The sequence below is a fragment of the Micromonospora sp. NPDC023869 genome (assembly GCF_055559695.1).
Genome location: NZ_JBVHKD010000003.1, coordinates 224,714 through 243,402, shown reverse-complemented (window position 1 = coordinate 243,402; position 18,689 = coordinate 224,714). Strand labels below are relative to the sequence as shown.

Sequence of the window (18,689 nt, the reverse complement as noted above, 5' to 3'; positions counted from 1 at the left end):
TGGGCGGTGGTGACGTCGCACCGCCCGACACCGACGGGAGCGGGGACCGGATGGCAGCCGTATCAGCCCAGGCGCGGCTTCGGCGTGATGGCTAGTCCGCAGGTACGCGCGGTCGGTCGGACCGCGCCGACGATCAGGGTGTTGGTCGCGCATCCGCACCCGGGCGAGCGGTCGGTGATCCGTACCGTGCTCGACACCGGGGAACGGATCCGGGTGGTCGCCCTCACCGGCGACGCCGGTGAGGCGGTGGCACTCGCCGACCGGATGCGGCCCACCGTGACGCTGCTCGACGATCGGATAACCGCACCCGAGGGCACCGACCTGGTGCGGGCGCTGGCCCGGCGGTCACCGGTGATCGCGTTGACCGCCGCCACCGAGCACCGCACGATCAGCACCATGCTCCGGGCGCCGTTCAAGGGCTGCCTGGTGTACGGGCACCACGAGCCGGCCGACCTGCTCGGTGCCGTACGGGCCGTGGCCGCCGGGCTGGGCTGGCTGTCACCGGTGGCGGTGGCGGCGGTCGCCTGGGCGCTGCGCGAGTCCGCCCGACCGCAGGCGTAACGCGGCACCCGCCCCGGCCCGGCATTCCACGCCAGCCCGGGCCGGTCTCCCCCGGCTGTCGCCGGTCGCTCCTATCCGGGCTGGCCGATCCGGATCGACCAGCGCGTCGGCACCGCGTCACCGAGCAGGACCGGCACCGGTCCGCCGCTAACGCTCACCTGCCGGGCCACCTGGACGGCACGTCGGTCCAGCCCGGCGGCGAGCACGATGCCGGAGGCGTACGGCAGCCGTGGGTCGAAGACGTCCGCGACCCGGTGGCACTGGGCCGGCAGACGGTCGTCGGTCAGGTCGCCCACCACGGTGACCTGGCCTCCGGCGTCGATGACCTGCCGGACCAGACGCAGCGCGTACCACCGCTGCTGCGGCGGCGGACCACCGATGGTCAGCGCGTCCGGACAGCGGGTCAGGTCGACCTCAAGCCAGCGACCGGACGCCTCGCCGAGCAGGAGCGGAAGGGTCGCCGAGGAGAACGTCCCGGACCCGGCGTACCAGGTGTGCGGCGGGCCGGGTCGATCGGTGCGGGCACCGTCGAGGGACACCGTGACCGTCCGGCCGCCGAGCCGGACCTCGGCGGTCAGCGCGTACGGGTCGACCAGGGTCGACCGACCCGGCGCGGTCCGCTCGACCGGCGGCCGGGAATGTGCGCCCGGCCTCGACGCGGCGGCGGATCCGCTCGGGCGGGACAGGACGGCGGTGCGGGCCGGCAGCGTCCCGGTGCGCAGCGGCGAGAAGCGGTCGGCGAGCGTCGGCGCCGCAGCCGACGCGGACGGGGTCAGCAGGGTGATCGTCGGTGGCGACTCGGCCGACATCGACGGGTCGGGTGCCGGGGCGGGGCCGGGTGCGGGGGTCGGGCGGGAGCGACCGCGCAGCACCGCCACCGCGAGGGCGAACAGGATGACCGCGCCGAACACACCGGCGGCCTGCGTCAGCGGCGCCCCCGGCTGGAACGGCGTCGGGGTGGCGGCCTGGGCCGGACCGGCCGGCAGGAGCGCGGTCAGCACGAACGTGCCGAGACCCCAGACGGCGACCCGCCGCAGTCGTCGCACCCCTGGTTCCCCTCCGGCCGAGCCGTCCCGGCCGGCAGCGGTTGCCGGTCGGCCGTGGCGCGGGGACGGGGACCCCGACCCGCCCCGCCGCACGGTGCCCAGAGCCTGCCAGCCCGTACGGGACATCGGTAGTCCCCGATCACCTCGGGGTCACCGACCCGGCCGGGTCGCGGCCCGCCCTCCGGACAGGGGCGTTCCGGAGTCCCCGTCGGGGGACGTCCCACCGCCCCTGCTGTGGCGGTGGGCGTACCGGGCCCGACGGGTGGCGAGAAACCGACCGGGATCGTGCCGCCCACGCTGAACGGAGCGCGCCACGCACGCGTCGAGGGCGGTGACGTCAGCACCGGAAGGGAAGACCCGTGGAGCCCGTACGCCCCTCCGCCCGGCCCCGGCTGGGCACGTTCTCGCGTCGCGCGGTCGCCGGTGGCATCGCCGGCCTGGCCGCGTTGTGCGCGGTGGCCGCCGCCGTCGGTTGGGGTGTGGCGTCGGACAAGGACGAACCGACCGGCCGTCCCGTCTCCGACGCGCACCTGACCGCGATCCAGGCCGCCGCCCGGTCCTGTCCCGTCCTGACCCCGTCCCGGCTCGCCGGCCAACTCATGGCCGAGTCGGGGATGCGCTCTTCCGCCACCGGTACCGCCTCCGGCGGCGAGGGCATCGCGGGGCTCGACTCCGAGGCGTGGCGGTCCTGGGCGCCGTGGCCAAACGCGCGGCGATCGGACACCACGGCGAACGTGATGGCACTCGCCCACCACATGTGCGACCTGAGTGGACACATCAGGGTGTCCCGGGTCGACGGGGACGCGTGGCGGCTGTCGCTGGCCGCGTACCACACCGGGCTCGACGACGTCCGGGACAGCGGCGGCATCCCGCCGTCGGCGGTCGAGTACGTCGACCTGGTCAGCGGCTACTCGGCGTACTACGACAGGCTGCCCGCGTTCGGCCGGTCCGACGAGTCCGGACCGAGCCCCGACCGGCAGCCACCGAAGGCGGTCCCGGCCGACCTCGTCCGGCTCGTCGTCCGCGCCGGCACGATCTGCCCGCAGGTACCGCCCGCGGCGGTCGCCGCCCAGGTGATGGCGTTGTCCGGGTTCGACCCGAACCTGCTCGGCGCGGACGGCCGGCGTGGCATCGCCCAGTTCCTGCCGGAGGTGTGGCAGGAGTACGGCCCGACCGCCGCCTCGGTCTGGGAACCGCGGGTGGCCATCCCGGCGATGGGCGCCACGATGTGCGCGATGCGGACCGAGCTCGCCGGCATCGAGGGCGACCCGTACCTGCTGGCGTTGGCCGCGTACCGCGGCGGGCCGGCGTCGGTGCGGCAGACCGGTGGCGAGCTGGACCGCACGACCCAGGCGTTCCTGCGCACGGTCCGCGAGCACACCGAGTACTACGAGTTGGACAGCCGGCTCGCGGTGAAGGTACGCACCACGAGCCCCGCCCCGTCGCTCTCCCCCTCCCCGACCGGCAGCCCGTCGGCGAGCGGCAGCCCGTCCCCGGAGCCCTCCGACCCGTCGGCGCCGGACGCCGACCCGGACAGCCCGTCGCCGCGCCCCTCCGCCTCTCCGTCGCGGACCCGGGACGAGACGCCGGTGGCGAAGCCGCCGACCCGTCCGTCCGGGGCGAAACAGCTCGTCGGCATGGAGACCGGGCTCTGCGTCACCGCCGGCACCAGCGACGGCGTACGCGCCGAGCTGGAACGGTGCCGGGAGACGCAGTCGCAGTGGTGGACCTTCCGGTCCGACGGCAGCGTCCGGGCCAACGGCCTCTGCCTCGACGTCGCCTGGGGCGAGCGGAAGGACGGCACCCCGGTGCAGGTAGCCCTCTGCAGCGGCAACCCCGCGCAGAAGTGGGAGTGGATCGAGTCCAACGGCCGCCGTTCCCTGTTCAACCGGGACACCGACCGGTGCCTGGACGTCGAGGGCCACTCGGCGGGTGCCCCGATGATGAGCTGGATCTGCGTGTTCAACCCGAAGCAGAGCTTCACCCTCAAGTAGCGCCCACCCACACCGGAGCCCGGCACCCCGTGAGGGTGCCGGGCTCCGGGTCGTCGGGACGCTCCGACCGGCCCGGTCGGGTGGTCAGTCGGTCGGGGCGAGCGGTCGTGTCGCCGCCCGGCGGCGGGTGACCGCCCAGACCGCCTCCATCAGCAGGCCCGCGCCGACGGCGACGGCGGCCCCGGTCAACGGGGCCTGGACGCCGACCAGCCGGAGCTGGAAGAACTCCTGGAGGGCGGGCACCACCAGCACCGTGGCGAAGGCCAGACCCATGCACAGCACCAGCAGGATCCGCCACCAGGTGTACGGCCGGGCGATGATGGACAACGCCCAGAGCGCCACGACGAACAGCGTCAGCGTGGCGACCGACGTCTCCGCGGCGAGGTCACCGCCGTAGTGCGCGCGGGCGTACGCGTACCCGCCGATGGTGGCGGCGGCGGCGAGGACGCCACCCGGGACCGCGAACCGCAGCACCCGGCTGACGAAGTCGGGCCGGGCGCGTTCCACGTTCGGTGCCAGCGCCAGCACGAACGCCGGGATGCCGATGGTGAGCGACCCGATCAGGGTCAGGTGCCGGGGCAGGAACGGGTACGGCACGGACGCGAGCACCACGATGATCGCGAGCAGCACCGAGTAGACCGTCTTGGTCAGGAAGAGGTTGGCGACCCGCTCGATGTTGCCGATCACCCGGCGGCCCTCGGCCACCACCGACGGCAGGGCGGAGAAGTTGTTGTCGAGCAGCACGATCTGGGAGACGCCCCGGGCCGCCGCGCTGCCGGAGCCCATCGAGATGCCGATGTCGGCGTCCTTGAGCGCGAGCACGTCGTTGACCCCGTCGCCGGTCATCGCCACGGTGTGCCCCCGGGACTGGAGGGCGCCCACCATGGCGCGCTTCTGCTGCGGGCCGACCCGACCGAACACGGAGTGGGTCTCCACCGTGCTGGCCAGCACCTGCGGGTCGGTGGAGAGGGTCCGCGCGTCCACCGGCTCAGCGGCGCCCGGCACGTCCACGCTGCGGGCCACCGCGCCGACCGAGACCGCGTTGTCGCCCGAGATGACCTTCGCGGCGACCCCCTGGTCGGCGAAGAAGCGCAGGGTGTCCGACGCCTCCGGGCGGACCCGCTGCCGGAGCACGACAAGCGCGACCGGCACGGTGGCCTGCGGCACCGCCGTCGGGTCCGCCAGCGCCTCGGTGAGCGGGCGCGAGTATCGGGCGAGCAGCAGCACCCGCAGCCCCTGCCGGCCGTAGGTGTCCGCCTCGGTCAACGCCGGGTGCTCGGTAAGCAGCATCTCCGGCGCGCCGACCAGCCAGGTGCCGGTGCGGCCGGACGGCTCGACGAGCGTCGCACCGCTCCACTTGCGCGCCGAGGAGAACGGCGCGGTTTCGCGTACGCTCCAGCCGGCCGGGGCGGGACACCGCTCGACGATCGCCTGCATGCTGGCGTTGGGCCGCTCGTCGCCGAGGCCGAGCGCGCCGAGCACCGTCTCCACCGGCACGTCGGGCGTCAGCGGCCGGATCTCCGCCACGTCCATCGTCGCCTCGGTGAGCGTGCCGGTCTTGTCCAGGCACACCACGTCGACCCGGGCCAGGCCCTCGATGGCCGGCAGTTCCTGCACCAGGCACTGCCGTTTGCCGAGCCGGATCACGCCGACCGCGAAGGCCACCGAGGTGAGCAGCACCAGGCCCTCGGGGACCATCGGCACCAGCCCGGCCACCATCCGGCGGACCGCCTCGGGCAGGTCGTCCCGGTTGACCAGCAACTGGCTGATGATCAGCGCGATGCCGGCGGGGACGATCGCCCAGGTGACGAAACGCAGGATCCGGTCGATGCCGCTGCGCAGCTCGGAGTCGACGAGCGTGAAGCGCTTGGCCTCCTCGGCGATCTGCGCCGCGTACGCGTCCCGGCCGACCCGGGTGGCGGTGAAGACGCCGCTGCCAGCCACCACGAAGCTGCCGGAGAGCACGTTGTCGCCGGGTGCCTTGACCACCGGGTCCGCCTCGCCGGTGAGCAGCGACTCGTCGACCTCCAGGCCGTCCACGGCGGCCAGCCGCCCGTCCACCACGATCTTGTCGCCGGCGCCCAGCTCGATCACGTCGTCGAGGACCAGTTCGGACGAGGTCAGGTCGACGGTCCGGCCGCCACGGCGGACCCGGGGGCGGGCCTCGCCGACGATCGCCAGACGGTCCAGTGTGCGCTTGGCGCGGAGCTCCTGGACGATGCCGATCAGGGTGTTCGCGATGATCACACCGCCGAAGAGGGCGTCCTGGAGCGGGCCGACCACGACGATGATGGCGAACAGCACGCCGATGATGGCGTTGATCCTGGTGAACAGGTTGGCCCGGACGATCTGCCAGAGACTGCGGCTGGTGCTGGGCGGCAGGTCGTTGACGTATCCGGCGGCGACCCGCTCGGCCACCTCGGCGACCGAAAGCCCGGCCCGGATCCGCTCTGCGGTGACCGGTTCGGGACCCTGCGTGACGACCGGATCCATCTCGTCCGTGGCCTGCCCTCGACCGGCGGCACCGACGGATTCCACGTGGTTGCTCCCCCCGGATGACGCGCGTGGACGTGCTCGTGGCGAGCACCCCGATGACGCTACCCGGCGGCCGTGAGCAGCCACCACGCATCAGCGACCACCGGCGACCCTGAGTTTTCCCGGGGTCGCCGGTGGTGAGAGCACGGTGACGGCCGGTCCTCCCCCGGCGCGGAGTCCGGTACTCCGCGCCGGGGAGACCGGTCAGGTCAGCGGGTGGTCACGTCCTGGACCTCGCCGATGAGCTCCTCGACGATGTCCTCCAGGAAGATGACACCGGTCGAGCCGCCGTCGGAGTCGAGGACCCGGGCCACGTGGGCACCGCTGCGGCGGAGCGCGGCCAGGGCGTCCTCCAACTCGCTGTCGCGCCGCACCGACGCGAGCCGGCGGACCCGCTTGGCCGGGACCGGGCTGGTCCAGGCGTCGCCGGTCAGGTCCATGACGTCCTTGATGTGCAGGTACCCGCTGGGCTCCCCGTCGCTGGTGAGCAGGTAGCGGGAGTAGCCGTGCGCGGCCACCGCCTGCTGGATCTCGGCGGGTGTCACCGTCGCCGGCAGCATCACCAGGTCCACCAACGGCACCTCCACGTCACCGACGGTCTTGCCGGTGAACTCGACGGCCGCGGTGAGTGCGCCGTTGCCGTCGACGAGCACTCCCTCGCGGGTCGACTGCGCCACGATGGTGGCCACCTCGTCGAGCGTGTACGTGCTGGTGGCCTCGTCCTTCGGAGTCACCCGGAACAGTCGCAGGACACCGTTGGCGATCCCGTTCAGGGTCCAGATGATCGGGTTGAAGATCCGGGCGACCAGCACCAGCGGCGGGGCGAGGACCAGCGCCGCCCGGGTCGGCACCGAGAACGAGATGTTCTTCGGCACCATCTCACCGAACACCACGTGCAGGAAGGTGACCAGCACCAGCGCCACGACGAACGCGAGCACCGAGACCATGCCCGGCGACAGCGGGGTGTTCGCCAGCGGGATCTCCAGCAGGTGGTGGATCGCCGGCTCGGAGACGTTCAGGATGAGCAGCGAACACACCGTGATACCGAGCTGGCTGGTGGCCAGCATCAGGGTGGCGTGCTCCATGGCCCAGAGCGTGGTCTGCGCCGCGCGGCTGCCGGCCTGCGCCTTGGGTTCGATCTGGGACCGCCGGGCCGAGATCACCGCGAACTCGGCCCCGACGAAGAACGCGTTGACCACCAGCAGGATGAACAGCCAGATGATGCCGGGCAGGTAGGCGCTCATCGGATCGCCCCTTCCTGGCGGTCGTCGACCCGGCGGTCCGCGCCGGAGCCGCCGGTGGTCTCGATGGGCACGAAGCGCAGCCGGTCGGCCTGTACGCCGTTGAGGTGTTCCACCCGGAGCACACCGCCCTCGATGGCCACCTCGTCGCCGACCGTGGGGAACCGGCCGAGGTGGGCGGTGACGAAGCCGGCGACGGTGTCGTACTCCTCGTCCTCGGGGACCACGATGCGGGCCCGTTCGAAGATCTCGTCCGGACGGAGCGAGGCGTCGAAGTAGACCGAGCGGCCCCGGCGCCGCATGACGGTGCGGGCCCGGTCGTGCTCGTCCTCCAGATCGCCGATGATCTCCTCGACCAGGTCCTCCAGGGTGACGATCCCGGCGGTGCCGCCGTGCTCGTCGTAGACGACCGCGAACTGCAGGCCGCCGCCGCGCAGCGTCGGCAGCAGCACGTCGAGGTGCATGGTCTCGGGAATCCGCGCCGGCTCGACGACGAGGTCCTGCGCCCGTACCCCGGCGCGCTCGGCCGGCGGGATCGCGAAGGCGCGCTTGACGTGCAGCACCCCGACGATGTCGTCGACGTCCCGGCCGATCACCGGGAACCGGGACAGGCCGGTGGCGGTGGCCCGCTCGATGATCTCGTCGGCGGTGGCGGCGGCGTCGACCGCCGTCATCCGGACCCGCGGCGTCATCACGTCGGACGCGTCGTGCGCGGAGAAGCGCAGCGTCCGGTCCAGCAGCGTGGCGTGGTCCGGGTCGAGCACGCCGGCCCGGGCCGAGTGGCGCAGCAGCGAGCTGAGCTCCTCGGCGCTGCGGGCTCCGGACAGCTCCTCCTTCGGCTCGATGCCGAAGGCCCGGATCACCGCGTTGGCGGTGTTGTTGAAGAACAGGATCACCGGCTTGAGCACGGTGGTGAACAGCGCCTGGAACGGCACCACGAACTTCGCCGTCTGCAACGGCACGGCGAGCGCGAAGTTCTTCGGCACCAGCTCACCGATCACCATCGAGAAGAGCGTCGCCAGCAGGATGCCGACGAGCGCGCCGACGGCGGTCACCGCCCCGTCCGGTACGCCGATCGCACCCAGCGGTTCGGCCAACAGCGAGCTGACCGCGGGTTCGAAGGTGTAACCGGTGAGCAGGGTGGTCAACGAGATGCCGAGCTGTGCGCTGGACAGGTGCGTCGACGTGATCTTGAGCGCGGCGATCGTCGGACCGAGCCGCTTCTCACCCCGGGACTGACGCGCCTCGAGCTCCCCCCGGTCCAGATTGACCAGGGCGAATTCGGACGCCACGAACATGCCGGTGCCCACGGTGAGCAACAGGCCTATTCCGAGCAGGATCCATTCAGACACGAGTCAGCCCCTGTCGCGGGTCGACGGCCGTACGGGCGACCGGGACGACGAGGGGCCTCGGACTATGATGCGGAAGATCATCCATGAGCAGCAGAGAGTAGTCGGTCGCGCTGAGAGCATGCTGAAAAGGGCCACCGGCGGGATGACGAACCGAGCGGCCGTGGTCGCGCCGTACCCGCTGCCCACGTAGGCGACCGCCAAAAGGTTTTGTGGGGTTCCCACAACTCGGGCTGGCCAGGGTTCGGCGGTTACGACATGGCGCTGGTTGCCCGTAGGCAGAACAGTGATCTGTGCGGGGGCCACCGTGCCCTGACGCGTGTCGCCGTAGGTCTACCGGAGGGGTCCGTCGGGTGTTCAGCCGTATCGCCATCGTCAACCGTGGTGAGGCCGCCATGCGGCTCATCCACGCGGTCCGGGAGCTGGCAGCGGAGACCGGCGCCCGCATCGAGACCGTGGCCCTGTTCACCGACGTCGACCGCACCGCCACGTTCGTCCGCGAGGCGGACGTCGCCTACGACCTCGGGCCCGCCGCCGCGCGCCCGTACCTGAACCTGGTCACGCTGGAGCGGGCGCTGGTGGAGACCGGCGCGGACGCCGCCTGGGTCGGCTGGGGCTTCGTCGCCGAGGACCCGGCCTTCGCGGAGCTGTGCGAGAAGATCGGCGTCACCTTCGTCGGGCCCAGCCCGGACGCGATGCGCCAGCTCGGCGACAAGATCGGCGCGAAGCTGCTCGCCGAGCAGGTGGGCGTGCCGGTCGCGCCGTGGAGCCGGGGTGCGGTCGAGACGCTGGACGCCGCCCGCGCGGCGGCCACCGAGATCGGCTACCCGCTGATGCTCAAGGCGACCGCGGGCGGCGGCGGACGCGGCATCCGGGTGATCACCGACGAGGCCGAGCTGGCCGACGCGTACGAGCGCACCAGCCAGGAGGCCGCGCGGGCCTTCGGTAGCGGTGTGGTGTTCCTGGAGCGCCTGGTCACCGGTGCCCGACACGTCGAGGTCCAGGTGATCGCCGACGGTCAGGGCACCGCCTGGGCACTCGGCGTCCGGGACTGCTCGGTGCAGCGCCGCAACCAGAAGGTGATCGAGGAGTCGGCGTCGCCGGTGCTCGCCCCCGAGCAGACGGCCGAGTTGAAGACGTCGGCCGAGCGGCTGGCCGTGGCCGTCGGCTACCGGGGCGCGGCGACCGTCGAGTTCCTCTATCACCCCGGCGACCGGCTGTTCGCCTTCCTGGAGGTCAACACCCGACTTCAGGTGGAGCACCCGATCACCGAGGCCACCACCGGGTTCGACCTGGTCAAGGCCCAGTTGCAGGTGGCCTCGGGCGGGCGGCTCACCGGCCGGCCGCCGGTCGAGCGCGGGCACGCGATCGAGGCCCGGCTCAACGCCGAGGACCCGGACCGGGACTTCGCGCCCTCCCCCGGCCGGATCGCGCGGTTGGACCTGCCGGCCGGCCCGGGCATCCGGGTGGATACCGGCGTCAGCGAGGGTGACACCATCCCCGCCGACTTCGACTCGATGATCGCGAAGATCATCGCTTACGGCCGGGACCGGGACGAGGCCCTGGGCCGGCTACGCCGCGCGATGGCGGATACCACGGTGATCATCGAGGGCGGTGCGACGAACAAGAGCTTCGTACTCGACCTGCTCGACCAGCCCGAGGTGATCGACGCCAGCGCGGACACCGGTTGGATCGACCGGGTCCGGGGCGCCGGCCGCCTGGTGGCGCACCGGCACTCCGGCATCGCGCTGGCCGCCGCCGCCATCGAGGCGTACGAGGAGGAGGAGCGCGTCGAGCAACAGCGGCTGCTGGCCACCGCCTCCGGCGGGCGTCCCCAGGTACAGCACGCCAGTGGCCGGCCGTTGGACCTCAAGCTGCGGGGCGTCGCATACCTGATGCGGGTCGCCCGCACCGGCGCGCACCGGTTCCGGGTCGGCATCGAGGCGGGCGACACGGTGCACACCGCCGACGTCGAGCTGGACCGCTTCGACCGGCACACCGGGCAGATCGTCGTCAACGGCGCCCGGCACCGCCTGCTCACCGGCACCCACGGTCCGGTGCACCTGGTCGAGGTCGACGGGGTGGCGCACCGGGTCAGCCGGGACGAGGGCGGCGTGCTCCGCTCGCCGATGCCGGCGCTCGTCGTCGCCACGCCGCTGACGGTCGGCGCCGAGGTCGAGGCGGGCGCGCCGGTGCTGGTGCTGGAAGCGATGAAGATGGAGACGGTGCTGCGGGCGCCGTTCCGGGCCCGGCTGAAGGAGTGCGCCGTCTCGGTCGGCAGCCAGGTGGAGGCCGGTGCGGCCCTGCTGCGGCTGGAGCCACTAACCGACGGGGAGGCCGAGACGGCGCAGTCCCCGGTGGCCGCCGTCGAGTTGGACCTGCCCACCCGGCCCGCCGGGCTCCCGGCCCGTCAGCGCGTCCGGCGCGGTCACGAGGACCTGCGCGGCCTGCTGCTCGGCTTCGACGTAGACCCGCACGACGGCGGGCGGGTGCTGGACGAGTACCTGGCCGCGCGGCAGACCACCGTCGAGGAGGGGTACCGGCCGCTGGCCGAGGAACTCGACCTCGTCGACGTCTTCGCCGACCTGGCCGAGCTGAGCCGCAACCGGCCCACCGGCGAGGACGGCGAGGCCGCCCACGTGCACAGCGCCCGGGAGTACTTCCACACCTATCTGCAGAGCCTCGACGTCGAGCGGGCCGGTGTGCCGGACGCCTTCCAGGCCAAGCTGGCCCGGGCGCTCGGGCACTACGGTGTCGCCGAGCTGGACCGCGCCCCCGCGTTGGAAGGCGCCGTCTTCCGCATCTTCCTGGCCCAACAGCGGGCGGCAGCCGACGCCACGGTCATCGCGACGCTGCTGCGTACCTGGCTGCGGGAGCCGCCGCCGGACGAGGCGCTGCGCGAACCGACCGGCCTCGCGCTGGAGCGGCTGCTGGCCGCGACGCAGGTCCGCTACCCGGTGATCGCCGACCTCGCCCGTGGGGTGGCCTTCGCCTGGTTCGCCCAGCCGCTGCTGCGTCGTAACCGGGCCCGGGTCTACGCCGAGGTCCGCCGCCACCTGCGGCACCTGGACACGGTGCCGGACGCGCCGGACCGCGCCGAGCGCGTCGCGGCCATGGTCCGCAGCACCGAGCCGCTGGTCCGGCTGCTCGGTCAGCGGTTGCAGCGCGGCCACCTGGACAACACCGTGATGCTGGAGGTGCTGACCCGGCGGTACTACGGCAACAAGGGGCTGACCGGGGTCACCAGCCGCGAGGCGGCTGGCTGCCGCTTCGTGGTCGCCGGACGCGCGGACTCCGAGCTGGTCTCGGCCGCCGTCGGCTTCGACGCGCTGGGCGACGCGCTCCGCGGGCTCGCCGAGCTGGCCACCGACGGGCCCGCCGTCGACGCCGACATCTACCTGGCGTGGGAGAACCAGCCGGAGAGTTTCGACGAGATGGCGGCGGCGCTGCTGGCGGTCGTCACCGCGCATCCGCTGCCGCCGCAGGTCCGCCGGCTGACCGCCACGGTCGCCGGCAGCGGCGGGGCGGTGATGCACCACCACTTCACGTTCCGCCCGTCGAGCGCCGGGATGGCCGAGGAGCGGCTGATCCGTGGCCTGCACCCGCACATCGCGCAGCGGATGCAGCTGGAGCGACTGCACAAGTTCGACCTGACCCGGCTGCCGTCGGCGGACGAGGAGGTCTATCTCTTCCAGTGCGTGGCCCGGGAGAACCCGTCCGACGAGCGGCTGGTGGCGTTCGCACAGATCCGCGACCTGACCGAGCTGCGGGAGCACGACGGTCGGCTGGTCGCGCTGCCCACCACCGAGGACACCGTGGCCGCCTGCCTCGACTCGATCCGCCGGGCGCAGTCCCGCCGGTCGTCGAAGAAGCGCTTCCACACCAACCGGATCGTCATCTACGTCTGGCCGCCGAGCAGCCTGACGCTGGAGGAGATGGAGAACCTCGCCGCCCGGATCCGCCCGACCACGGCCGGCGCCGGGCTGGAGGAGATCCTGTTCATCGGCCGGCAGCGCAACCGGCGCACCGGCGAGCTGACCAAGGTCGCGGTACGGATCTCCTTCGACGCCACCGGCGGTGCCGAGCTGTCCGTGGGCGAGCCGCCGGTGGAGCCGGTCGAGCCGCTCGACGACTACCGGCTCAAGGTGCTGGGCGCGAGCAGCCGCAACACGGTCTACCCGTACGAGCTGACCCGCCTGCTCGGTGACTTCGTCGAGTACGACCTGGACGACGCGCACGTGCTGGTGCCGGTGGACCGGCCGAAGGGCCGCAACCGCGCGGCGATCGTGGCCGGTGTGGTGACCACCCCGACCGCCCGGCACCCGCAGGGCGTGACCCGGGTGGTGCTGCTCGGCGACCCGACCAAGTCGCTTGGTGCGCTCTCCGAGCCGGAGTGCCGTCGGGTGATCGCCGCCCTGGACCTGGCCGAGCGGATGCAGGTCCCGCTGGAGTGGTACGCGCTCTCCGCCGGTGCCCGGATCTCGATGACCTCGGGCACCGAGAACATGGACTGGGTCGCCGCCGCGCTCAAGCGGATCGTGGAGTTCACCCAGGACGGCGGCGAGATCAACATCGTGGTCGCGGGCATCAACGTGGGCGCGCAGCCGTACTGGAACGCCGAGGCGACGATGCTCATGCACACCAAGGGTGTGCTGGTGATGACGCCGGACTCGGCGATGGTGCTGACCGGCAAGCAGTCGCTGGACTTCTCCGGCGGGGTGTCCGCCGAGGACAACTTCGGCATCGGCGGCTACGACCGGGTGATGGGCCCGAACGGGCAGGCGCAGTACTGGGCACCGGATCTGCCCGCCGCGCGGGACGTGCTGATGTCGCACTACGAGCACACGTACGTCGCGCCGGGTGAGCAGGGGCCGCGACCGGGCACCACCACCGACCCGGTCGACCGGGACGTCTCCGACTTCCCGCACGTGGTGGCCGGCAGCGACTTCACGACCGTCGGCGAGATCTTCTCCCCGGTGGCGAACCCGGACCGCAAGAAGCCCTTCGACATCCGTACGGTGATGCGGGCGCTGTCCGACCAGGACCACCCGGTGCTGGAGCGCTGGGCCGGCATGGCCGACGCGGAGACCGCGGTGGTGCAGGACGTCCACCTCGGCGGCGTACCGGTCTGCCTGCTCGGCATCGAGTCGCGTGCGGTGCCGCGCCGGGGCTTCCCGCCCACCGACGGCCCGGACACCTACACGGCGGGCACGCTGTTCCCCCGTTCCTCCAAGAAGGCCGCGCGGGCGATCAACGCGGCCAGCGGCAACCGGCCGCTGGTGGTGCTGGCCAACCTGTCGGGGTTCGACGGGTCGCCGGAGTCGATGCGCAAGCTGCAACTGGAGTACGGCGCCGAGATCGGCCGGGCCATCGTGAACTTCCGCGGCCCGATCGTGTTCTGCGTCATCTCGCGGTACCACGGCGGGGCGTTCGTGGTCTTCTCCAAGGCGTTGAACCCTCGCATGACGGTGCTGGCGCTGGAGGGCTCGTACGCCTCGGTGCTCGGTGGGGCTCCGGCCGCCGCCGTGGTGTTCTCCCGCGACGTCGACGCCCGCACGGCGGCCGACCCCCGGGTACGGGACCTGGAGGCCCGGGTGGCGTCCGCGTCCGGTGCCGACCGGGCCACGCTCACCGCCGAACTCGACGAACTCCGCTCGTCGGTGCGCGCGGAGAAGCTCGGTGAGGTGGCCACGGAGTTCGACCGGGTGCACAACATCGCGCGAGCGGTCGAGGTGGGTTCGGTGGACGCGGTGATCCGCGCCGCCGAACTCCGCCCCCGCGTCATCGCGGCGATCGGGTCGGCGGCGACCGAGTAGGACGGATCGTGGCGTAAACGCCGGTGGCCGGGTTCGGCTGCCGGCGTCTGCGCGTTCGCCCCGCCCGCACGTAGGATCCGGCGGTGACCTCTGTACGCGACCGACTCTCCGGAGCGCAGCGGGACCTGCTGGACCGGTGGCTCCCCGGCGCGACGGTGCTCCGGGACCTGGGGTGGGACCTGCTGCTGACCACCGTGCTGGAGGTCACCCACGACGGGGCACGGTACGTCGTCAAGGCCGGTGGCCCCGAGGACCGGCACATCGCCCGGGAGGTGCGCGCCCACCACCACTGGCTGACGCCGTGGACCAGCCGGGACCGCGCGCCGGTGCTGGTGCACGGCGACGAGTCGGCCAAGCTGCTCGTCACCCGGTATCTCCCCGGCGAGCTGGTGCTCGACACCGCACACGTCGACGATCCGGCCGCCTACCGGCAGGCGGGCGAGTTGCTGGCCCTGCTGCACGCACAGACCACCGTCACCGACGACGACTACGAGGCTCGCGAGAACGCCCGGGCGCTGGCCTGGCTCGCCGGTCCACACCGGATCGCACCGGCCACGGTGGAGCGGCTGCGCGCCGAGATCGCCGCCTGGCCGACGCCGCCGGCCACGCTCGTCCCCACTCACGGGGACTGGCAGCCCCGCAACTGGCTGGTCCACCAGGGCCGGGTCAGCATCATCGACTTCGGTCGGGCCGCGCTGCGACCGGCGTACACCGACTTCGGCCGGCTGGCCGTGCAGGACTTCCGCCGCGACCCGGCGCTGGAGCGGGCGTTCCTGGACGGGTACGGCACCGATCCGCGCGAGCCGGGAAGCTGGCACCGGACCCGGGTCCGCGACGCGATCGGCACGGCGGGGTGGGCGTACCGGGTGGGCGACGAACGTTTCGAGGAGCAGGGGCACCGGATGATCCGGGACGTGCTCGCGGCGACCGGATGACCCGCGGCATGCCGCGTGAACCCGACGGTCCGCCGGGCCGCCACCGCCTCTGGTACGCGCGTCCCGCCACCGACTGGCAGTCCCAGGCGCTGCCGATCGGCAACGGTCGGCTCGGCGCCATGCTGTTCGGCGGCCCGAAGCGGGACCGGATCCAGTTCAACGAGCAGAGCCTGTGGGGCGGCGTCGCCGACTACGACAACGCCCTCGCCGGTCGCCCTGACGACGTCTTCGACCTGAGCGACACCGGCTTCGGCTGTTACCGGCCCTTCGGCGACCTGCTGCTCACCTTCGCCCTTCCGAGCGGCCCGGGCGCCGCCGACGTGGCGGGCCGGGACGGTGACCGGGTCACCGACTACCACCGGACCCTCGACCTGGAGACCGGCATCCACAGAACCGGTTTCGCCGTCGCCGGGCAGCGGGTCCGACGCGAGGCGTTCGCCAGTCGCGCCGCCGACGTGCTGGTGCTGCGTTACCAGGCCACACACGCCGGGCCGCTGGACTGCGACATCGCCCTGACCAGTGCGCAGGACGCGCCGGTGACGGTCGACGCCGGCACGCGTACCGCCGTCTTCCGCGGTCGGCTGGGCAACGGCCTGCGGTACGCGGCCGGGCTGCGGCTGACCGACACGGACGGCGTGGTCACCGCCGTGGGTGGGCGGTTGCGGGTACGCGCGGCGACCCGGATGACGCTGCTGCTGGACGCCCGCACCGACTACCGGATGGACGCCTGCGCCGGGTGGCGCGGCGCCGCGCCGGAACCGGTCGTCGAGGCCGCTCTCGACGCGGCGACGGACCGGTCCTACCGGGCGCTGCGCGAGACGCACCTCGCCGACAGCTTGGCGGTGGCGCGACGTGTGTCGGTGAGCTGGGGACACCCCGACGAGGAGCTCCTCGCACTGCCGACGGACGCCCGGCTGGCCCGTTACCGGGCGGGCGGCGAGGACGCCGCGCTCGAACAGACCATGTTCGTCCTCGGCCGCTACCTGCTGCACAGCTCCTCCCGGCCGGGCGGGCTCCCCGCCAACCTCCAGGGACTCTGGAACGACAGCGACCGGCCGCCGTGGGCCTGCGACTACCACACGAACATCAACGTGCAGATGGCCTACTGGGCGGCGGAGACCACCGACCTCGGCGACAGCCACCGCGCGCTGGTCGAGTTCGTCCGCCAGGTGGCGGTGCCGAGCCGCGTCGCGACCCGGCACGCCTTCGGCGCCGACACCCGGGGCTGGACGGCCCGGACCAGCCAGAGCATCTTCGGCGGCAACGCCTGGGAGTGGAACACCGTCGCCAGCGCCTGGTACGCGCAGCACCTCTACGAGCACTGGGCCTTCACCCCGGATCACGCCTACCTGCGGGACACCGCGTACCCGATGATCAGGGAGATCTGCGAGTTCTGGCAGGACCGGCTGATCGAGCGGGACGGCCGGCTCGTCGCGCCGGACGGCTGGTCGCCGGAGCACGGCCCGCGCGAGCACGGCGTGACGTACGACCAGCAGATCGTCGCCGACCTCTTCGACAACTACCTGGACTGCGCCGAGGCGCTCGACGTCGACGCCGCGCACCGGGCCGTCGTCGCCGACCTGCGGGCCCGGCTCGCGCCGCACCGGATCGGGCGGTGGGGCCAACTCCAGGAGTGGCTGACCGACCGGGACGACCCGGACGACGTGCACCGGCACACCTCGCACCTGTTCGCGGTCTTCCCCGGCCGCCGGATCACCCCGACGGCGACACCGGACCTCGCGGCGGCGGCCCTGGTCTCGCTCGCCGCCCGCTGCGGCGCGCGCGACGGCGTACCGTTCGACGAGTCCACCGTCCGGGGCGACAGCCGTCGTTCCTGGACGTGGCCGTGGCGGGCGGCGGTCTTCGCCCGCCTCGGCGAGGCGCAGCGGGCCCGTCACATGATCCGTGGCCTGCTGCGCTACAACACGCTGGACAACCTGCTCTGCGACCATCCACCGATGCAGCTCGACGGCAACTTCGGCGTCACCGCCGCCGTCGTCGAGATGCTCCTGCAGAGCCACCAGGGCGTCGTCCACCTGCTGCCGGCGCTGCCCCGGGAGTGGGCCGACGGGGCGTTCCGGGGCCTACGCGCCCGGGGCGGGTACCGCGTCGACTGCACCTGGCGGGACGGCCGGGTCGTCGACTTCACGATCGTGGCCGACCGGGCACCGCACCGCGATCCGGTCCGGGTCCGGGTCGACGGCGAGGACGTGTGGGTCACGCCGACGGCTCCCGGGGCCGCTCCTCCGCCGGGATCAACCCCTCGCTGACCAGCTCGGTCCAGAGCGCGTCGGGCACCGGTGCGGCGAAGCGGACCGCGTTGTCGGCGACCTGCGTGGCGGTGTGCATCCCGACGACCACCGACGCGACGGTCGGATGGCGGGCCACGAAGGCCATCGCCACCTGCGGCAGGGTCGTGCCGTGCCGGCGGCACACCTGCGCGATGCGGACCGCCCGGTCGCGCAGCGGCGGCGGCACCGGGCCGTAGTCGTAGGTGTCGCCCGGCTCGGCGGTGGCCAGCACGCCGCTGTTGAAGACGGCAGCGGCCAGCACGGACACGCCGCGTTCCCGGCACCGGGGCAGCAGCCGCTCGGCCGCCGTCTGGTCCAGCAGCGTGTAGCGGCCGGCGAGCATGACCGTGTCCACGTCGGTCTCGGCGACGAACCGCTCCAGCATCCGCGTCTGGTTCATACCGACCCCGATCGCGCCCACCACCCCCTGGTCGCGCAGCTCGTGCAGCGCCGGGTACGCCTCTGCGACGGCCTGCCGCCAGTGCGCGTCCGGATCGTGCAGCAGCACCAGGTCGACCCGGTCCAGTCCGAGCCGGTCCAGACTGGCCGCCAGCGACCGGAGCACCCCGTCGGCGCTGAAGTCCCAGCGGCGGGCCTGGTCGGCGGGCACGTCGAAGCCGGCGTCGTCGCGCAGGTGCGCGGTGGTGGGCGAGGGCACCAGCAGCCGGCCGATCTTCGTGGACACGGTGAACTCGTCGCGGGGACGCCCGGCCAGCGCGGCGCCCAGTCGACGCTCGGACAGTCCGAGGCCGTAGTGCGGCGCGGTGTCGTAGTAGCGGACCCCCAGCTGCCACGCGGTGTCCACGGCGCGTCGTGCCGTCTCGTCGTCCACCGCGCGGTACAGGTTGCCGATCCCGGCCGCGCCGAAGCCGAGCGCGCTCACCGGCACCGCCGTGCGCCCCAGTCGGGTGTGTCGCATCG

At 73.1% G+C, this 18,689-nt stretch carries 10 protein-coding genes; 5 read left to right on the top strand and 5 right to left on the bottom strand.

All coding sequences use genetic code 11. The features are described from left to right. Positions 1-87: 87 nt before the first annotated feature. Positions 88-561, top strand: a complete 474-nt coding sequence (locus ACZ31C_RS11620; protein ID WP_449950466.1) for a response regulator — start codon at positions 88-90, stop codon at positions 559-561. A 71-nt stretch (positions 562-632) separates the two neighbouring features. Here the strand turns inward: ACZ31C_RS11620 and ACZ31C_RS11615 are convergent, their stop codons facing one another. Continuing rightward, complete coding sequence (locus tag ACZ31C_RS11615) at positions 633-1,607, bottom strand: hypothetical protein (protein ID WP_465795211.1); 975 nt, start codon at positions 1,605-1,607, stop codon at positions 633-635. Positions 1,608-1,966: 359 nt separating this feature from the next. Here ACZ31C_RS11615 and ACZ31C_RS11610 point away from each other — a divergent pair, with 359 nt between their 5' ends. Beyond that, on the top strand, positions 1,967-3,601 hold the full coding sequence (locus ACZ31C_RS11610) for a ricin-type beta-trefoil lectin domain protein (protein ID WP_465795210.1): 1,635 nt from the start codon (positions 1,967-1,969) through the stop codon (positions 3,599-3,601). Between the two features lie 84 nt (positions 3,602-3,685). On the opposite strand, the gene ACZ31C_RS11605 is transcribed toward ACZ31C_RS11610, so the two are convergent. From ACZ31C_RS11605 to ACZ31C_RS11595, 3 genes are all read right to left on the bottom strand, one after another. Beyond that, positions 3,686-6,139 (bottom strand): cation-translocating P-type ATPase, encoded by a 2,454-nt coding sequence (locus tag ACZ31C_RS11605; protein WP_465795209.1) that lies wholly within the window; start codon positions 6,137-6,139, stop codon positions 3,686-3,688. A gap of 206 nt (positions 6,140-6,345) precedes the next feature. Next, positions 6,346-7,380 carry a hemolysin family protein gene (locus ACZ31C_RS11600; protein WP_465795208.1) on the bottom strand — a complete coding sequence of 345 codons (1,035 nt, stop codon included), beginning with the start codon at positions 7,378-7,380 and terminating at the stop codon, positions 6,346-6,348. After that, the gene (locus tag ACZ31C_RS11595) at positions 7,377-8,729 is read right to left on the bottom strand and encodes a hemolysin family protein (RefSeq protein WP_465795207.1); all 1,353 of its coding nucleotides are present in this window, start codon (positions 8,727-8,729) and stop codon (positions 7,377-7,379) included. The genes ACZ31C_RS11600 and ACZ31C_RS11595 overlap by 4 nt, the downstream gene beginning before the upstream one ends. Before the next feature lie 350 nt (positions 8,730-9,079). On the opposite strand from ACZ31C_RS11595, the gene ACZ31C_RS11590 reads away from it, so the two are divergent. The 3 genes from ACZ31C_RS11590 (at position 9,080) to ACZ31C_RS11580 (ending at position 17,747) form a co-directional block, all read left to right on the top strand. Further along, positions 9,080-14,542, top strand: a complete 5,463-nt coding sequence (locus ACZ31C_RS11590; protein ID WP_465795206.1) for an ATP-binding protein — start codon at positions 9,080-9,082, stop codon at positions 14,540-14,542. 83 nt (positions 14,543-14,625) lie between these two features. Next, positions 14,626-15,477 (top strand): phosphotransferase, encoded by an 852-nt coding sequence (locus ACZ31C_RS11585; protein WP_465795205.1) that lies wholly within the window; start codon positions 14,626-14,628, stop codon positions 15,475-15,477. Between the two features lie 8 nt (positions 15,478-15,485). After that, positions 15,486-17,747 (top strand): glycoside hydrolase family 95 protein, encoded by a 2,262-nt coding sequence (locus ACZ31C_RS11580; RefSeq protein ID WP_465795204.1) that lies wholly within the window; start codon positions 15,486-15,488, stop codon positions 17,745-17,747. Here ACZ31C_RS11580 and ACZ31C_RS11575 read toward each other — a convergent pair. Beyond that, positions 17,695-18,687 (bottom strand): aldo/keto reductase, encoded by a 993-nt coding sequence (locus ACZ31C_RS11575; protein WP_465795203.1) that lies wholly within the window; start codon positions 18,685-18,687, stop codon positions 17,695-17,697. The genes ACZ31C_RS11580 and ACZ31C_RS11575 overlap by 53 nt on opposite strands. Positions 18,688-18,689 lie beyond the last annotated feature (2 nt).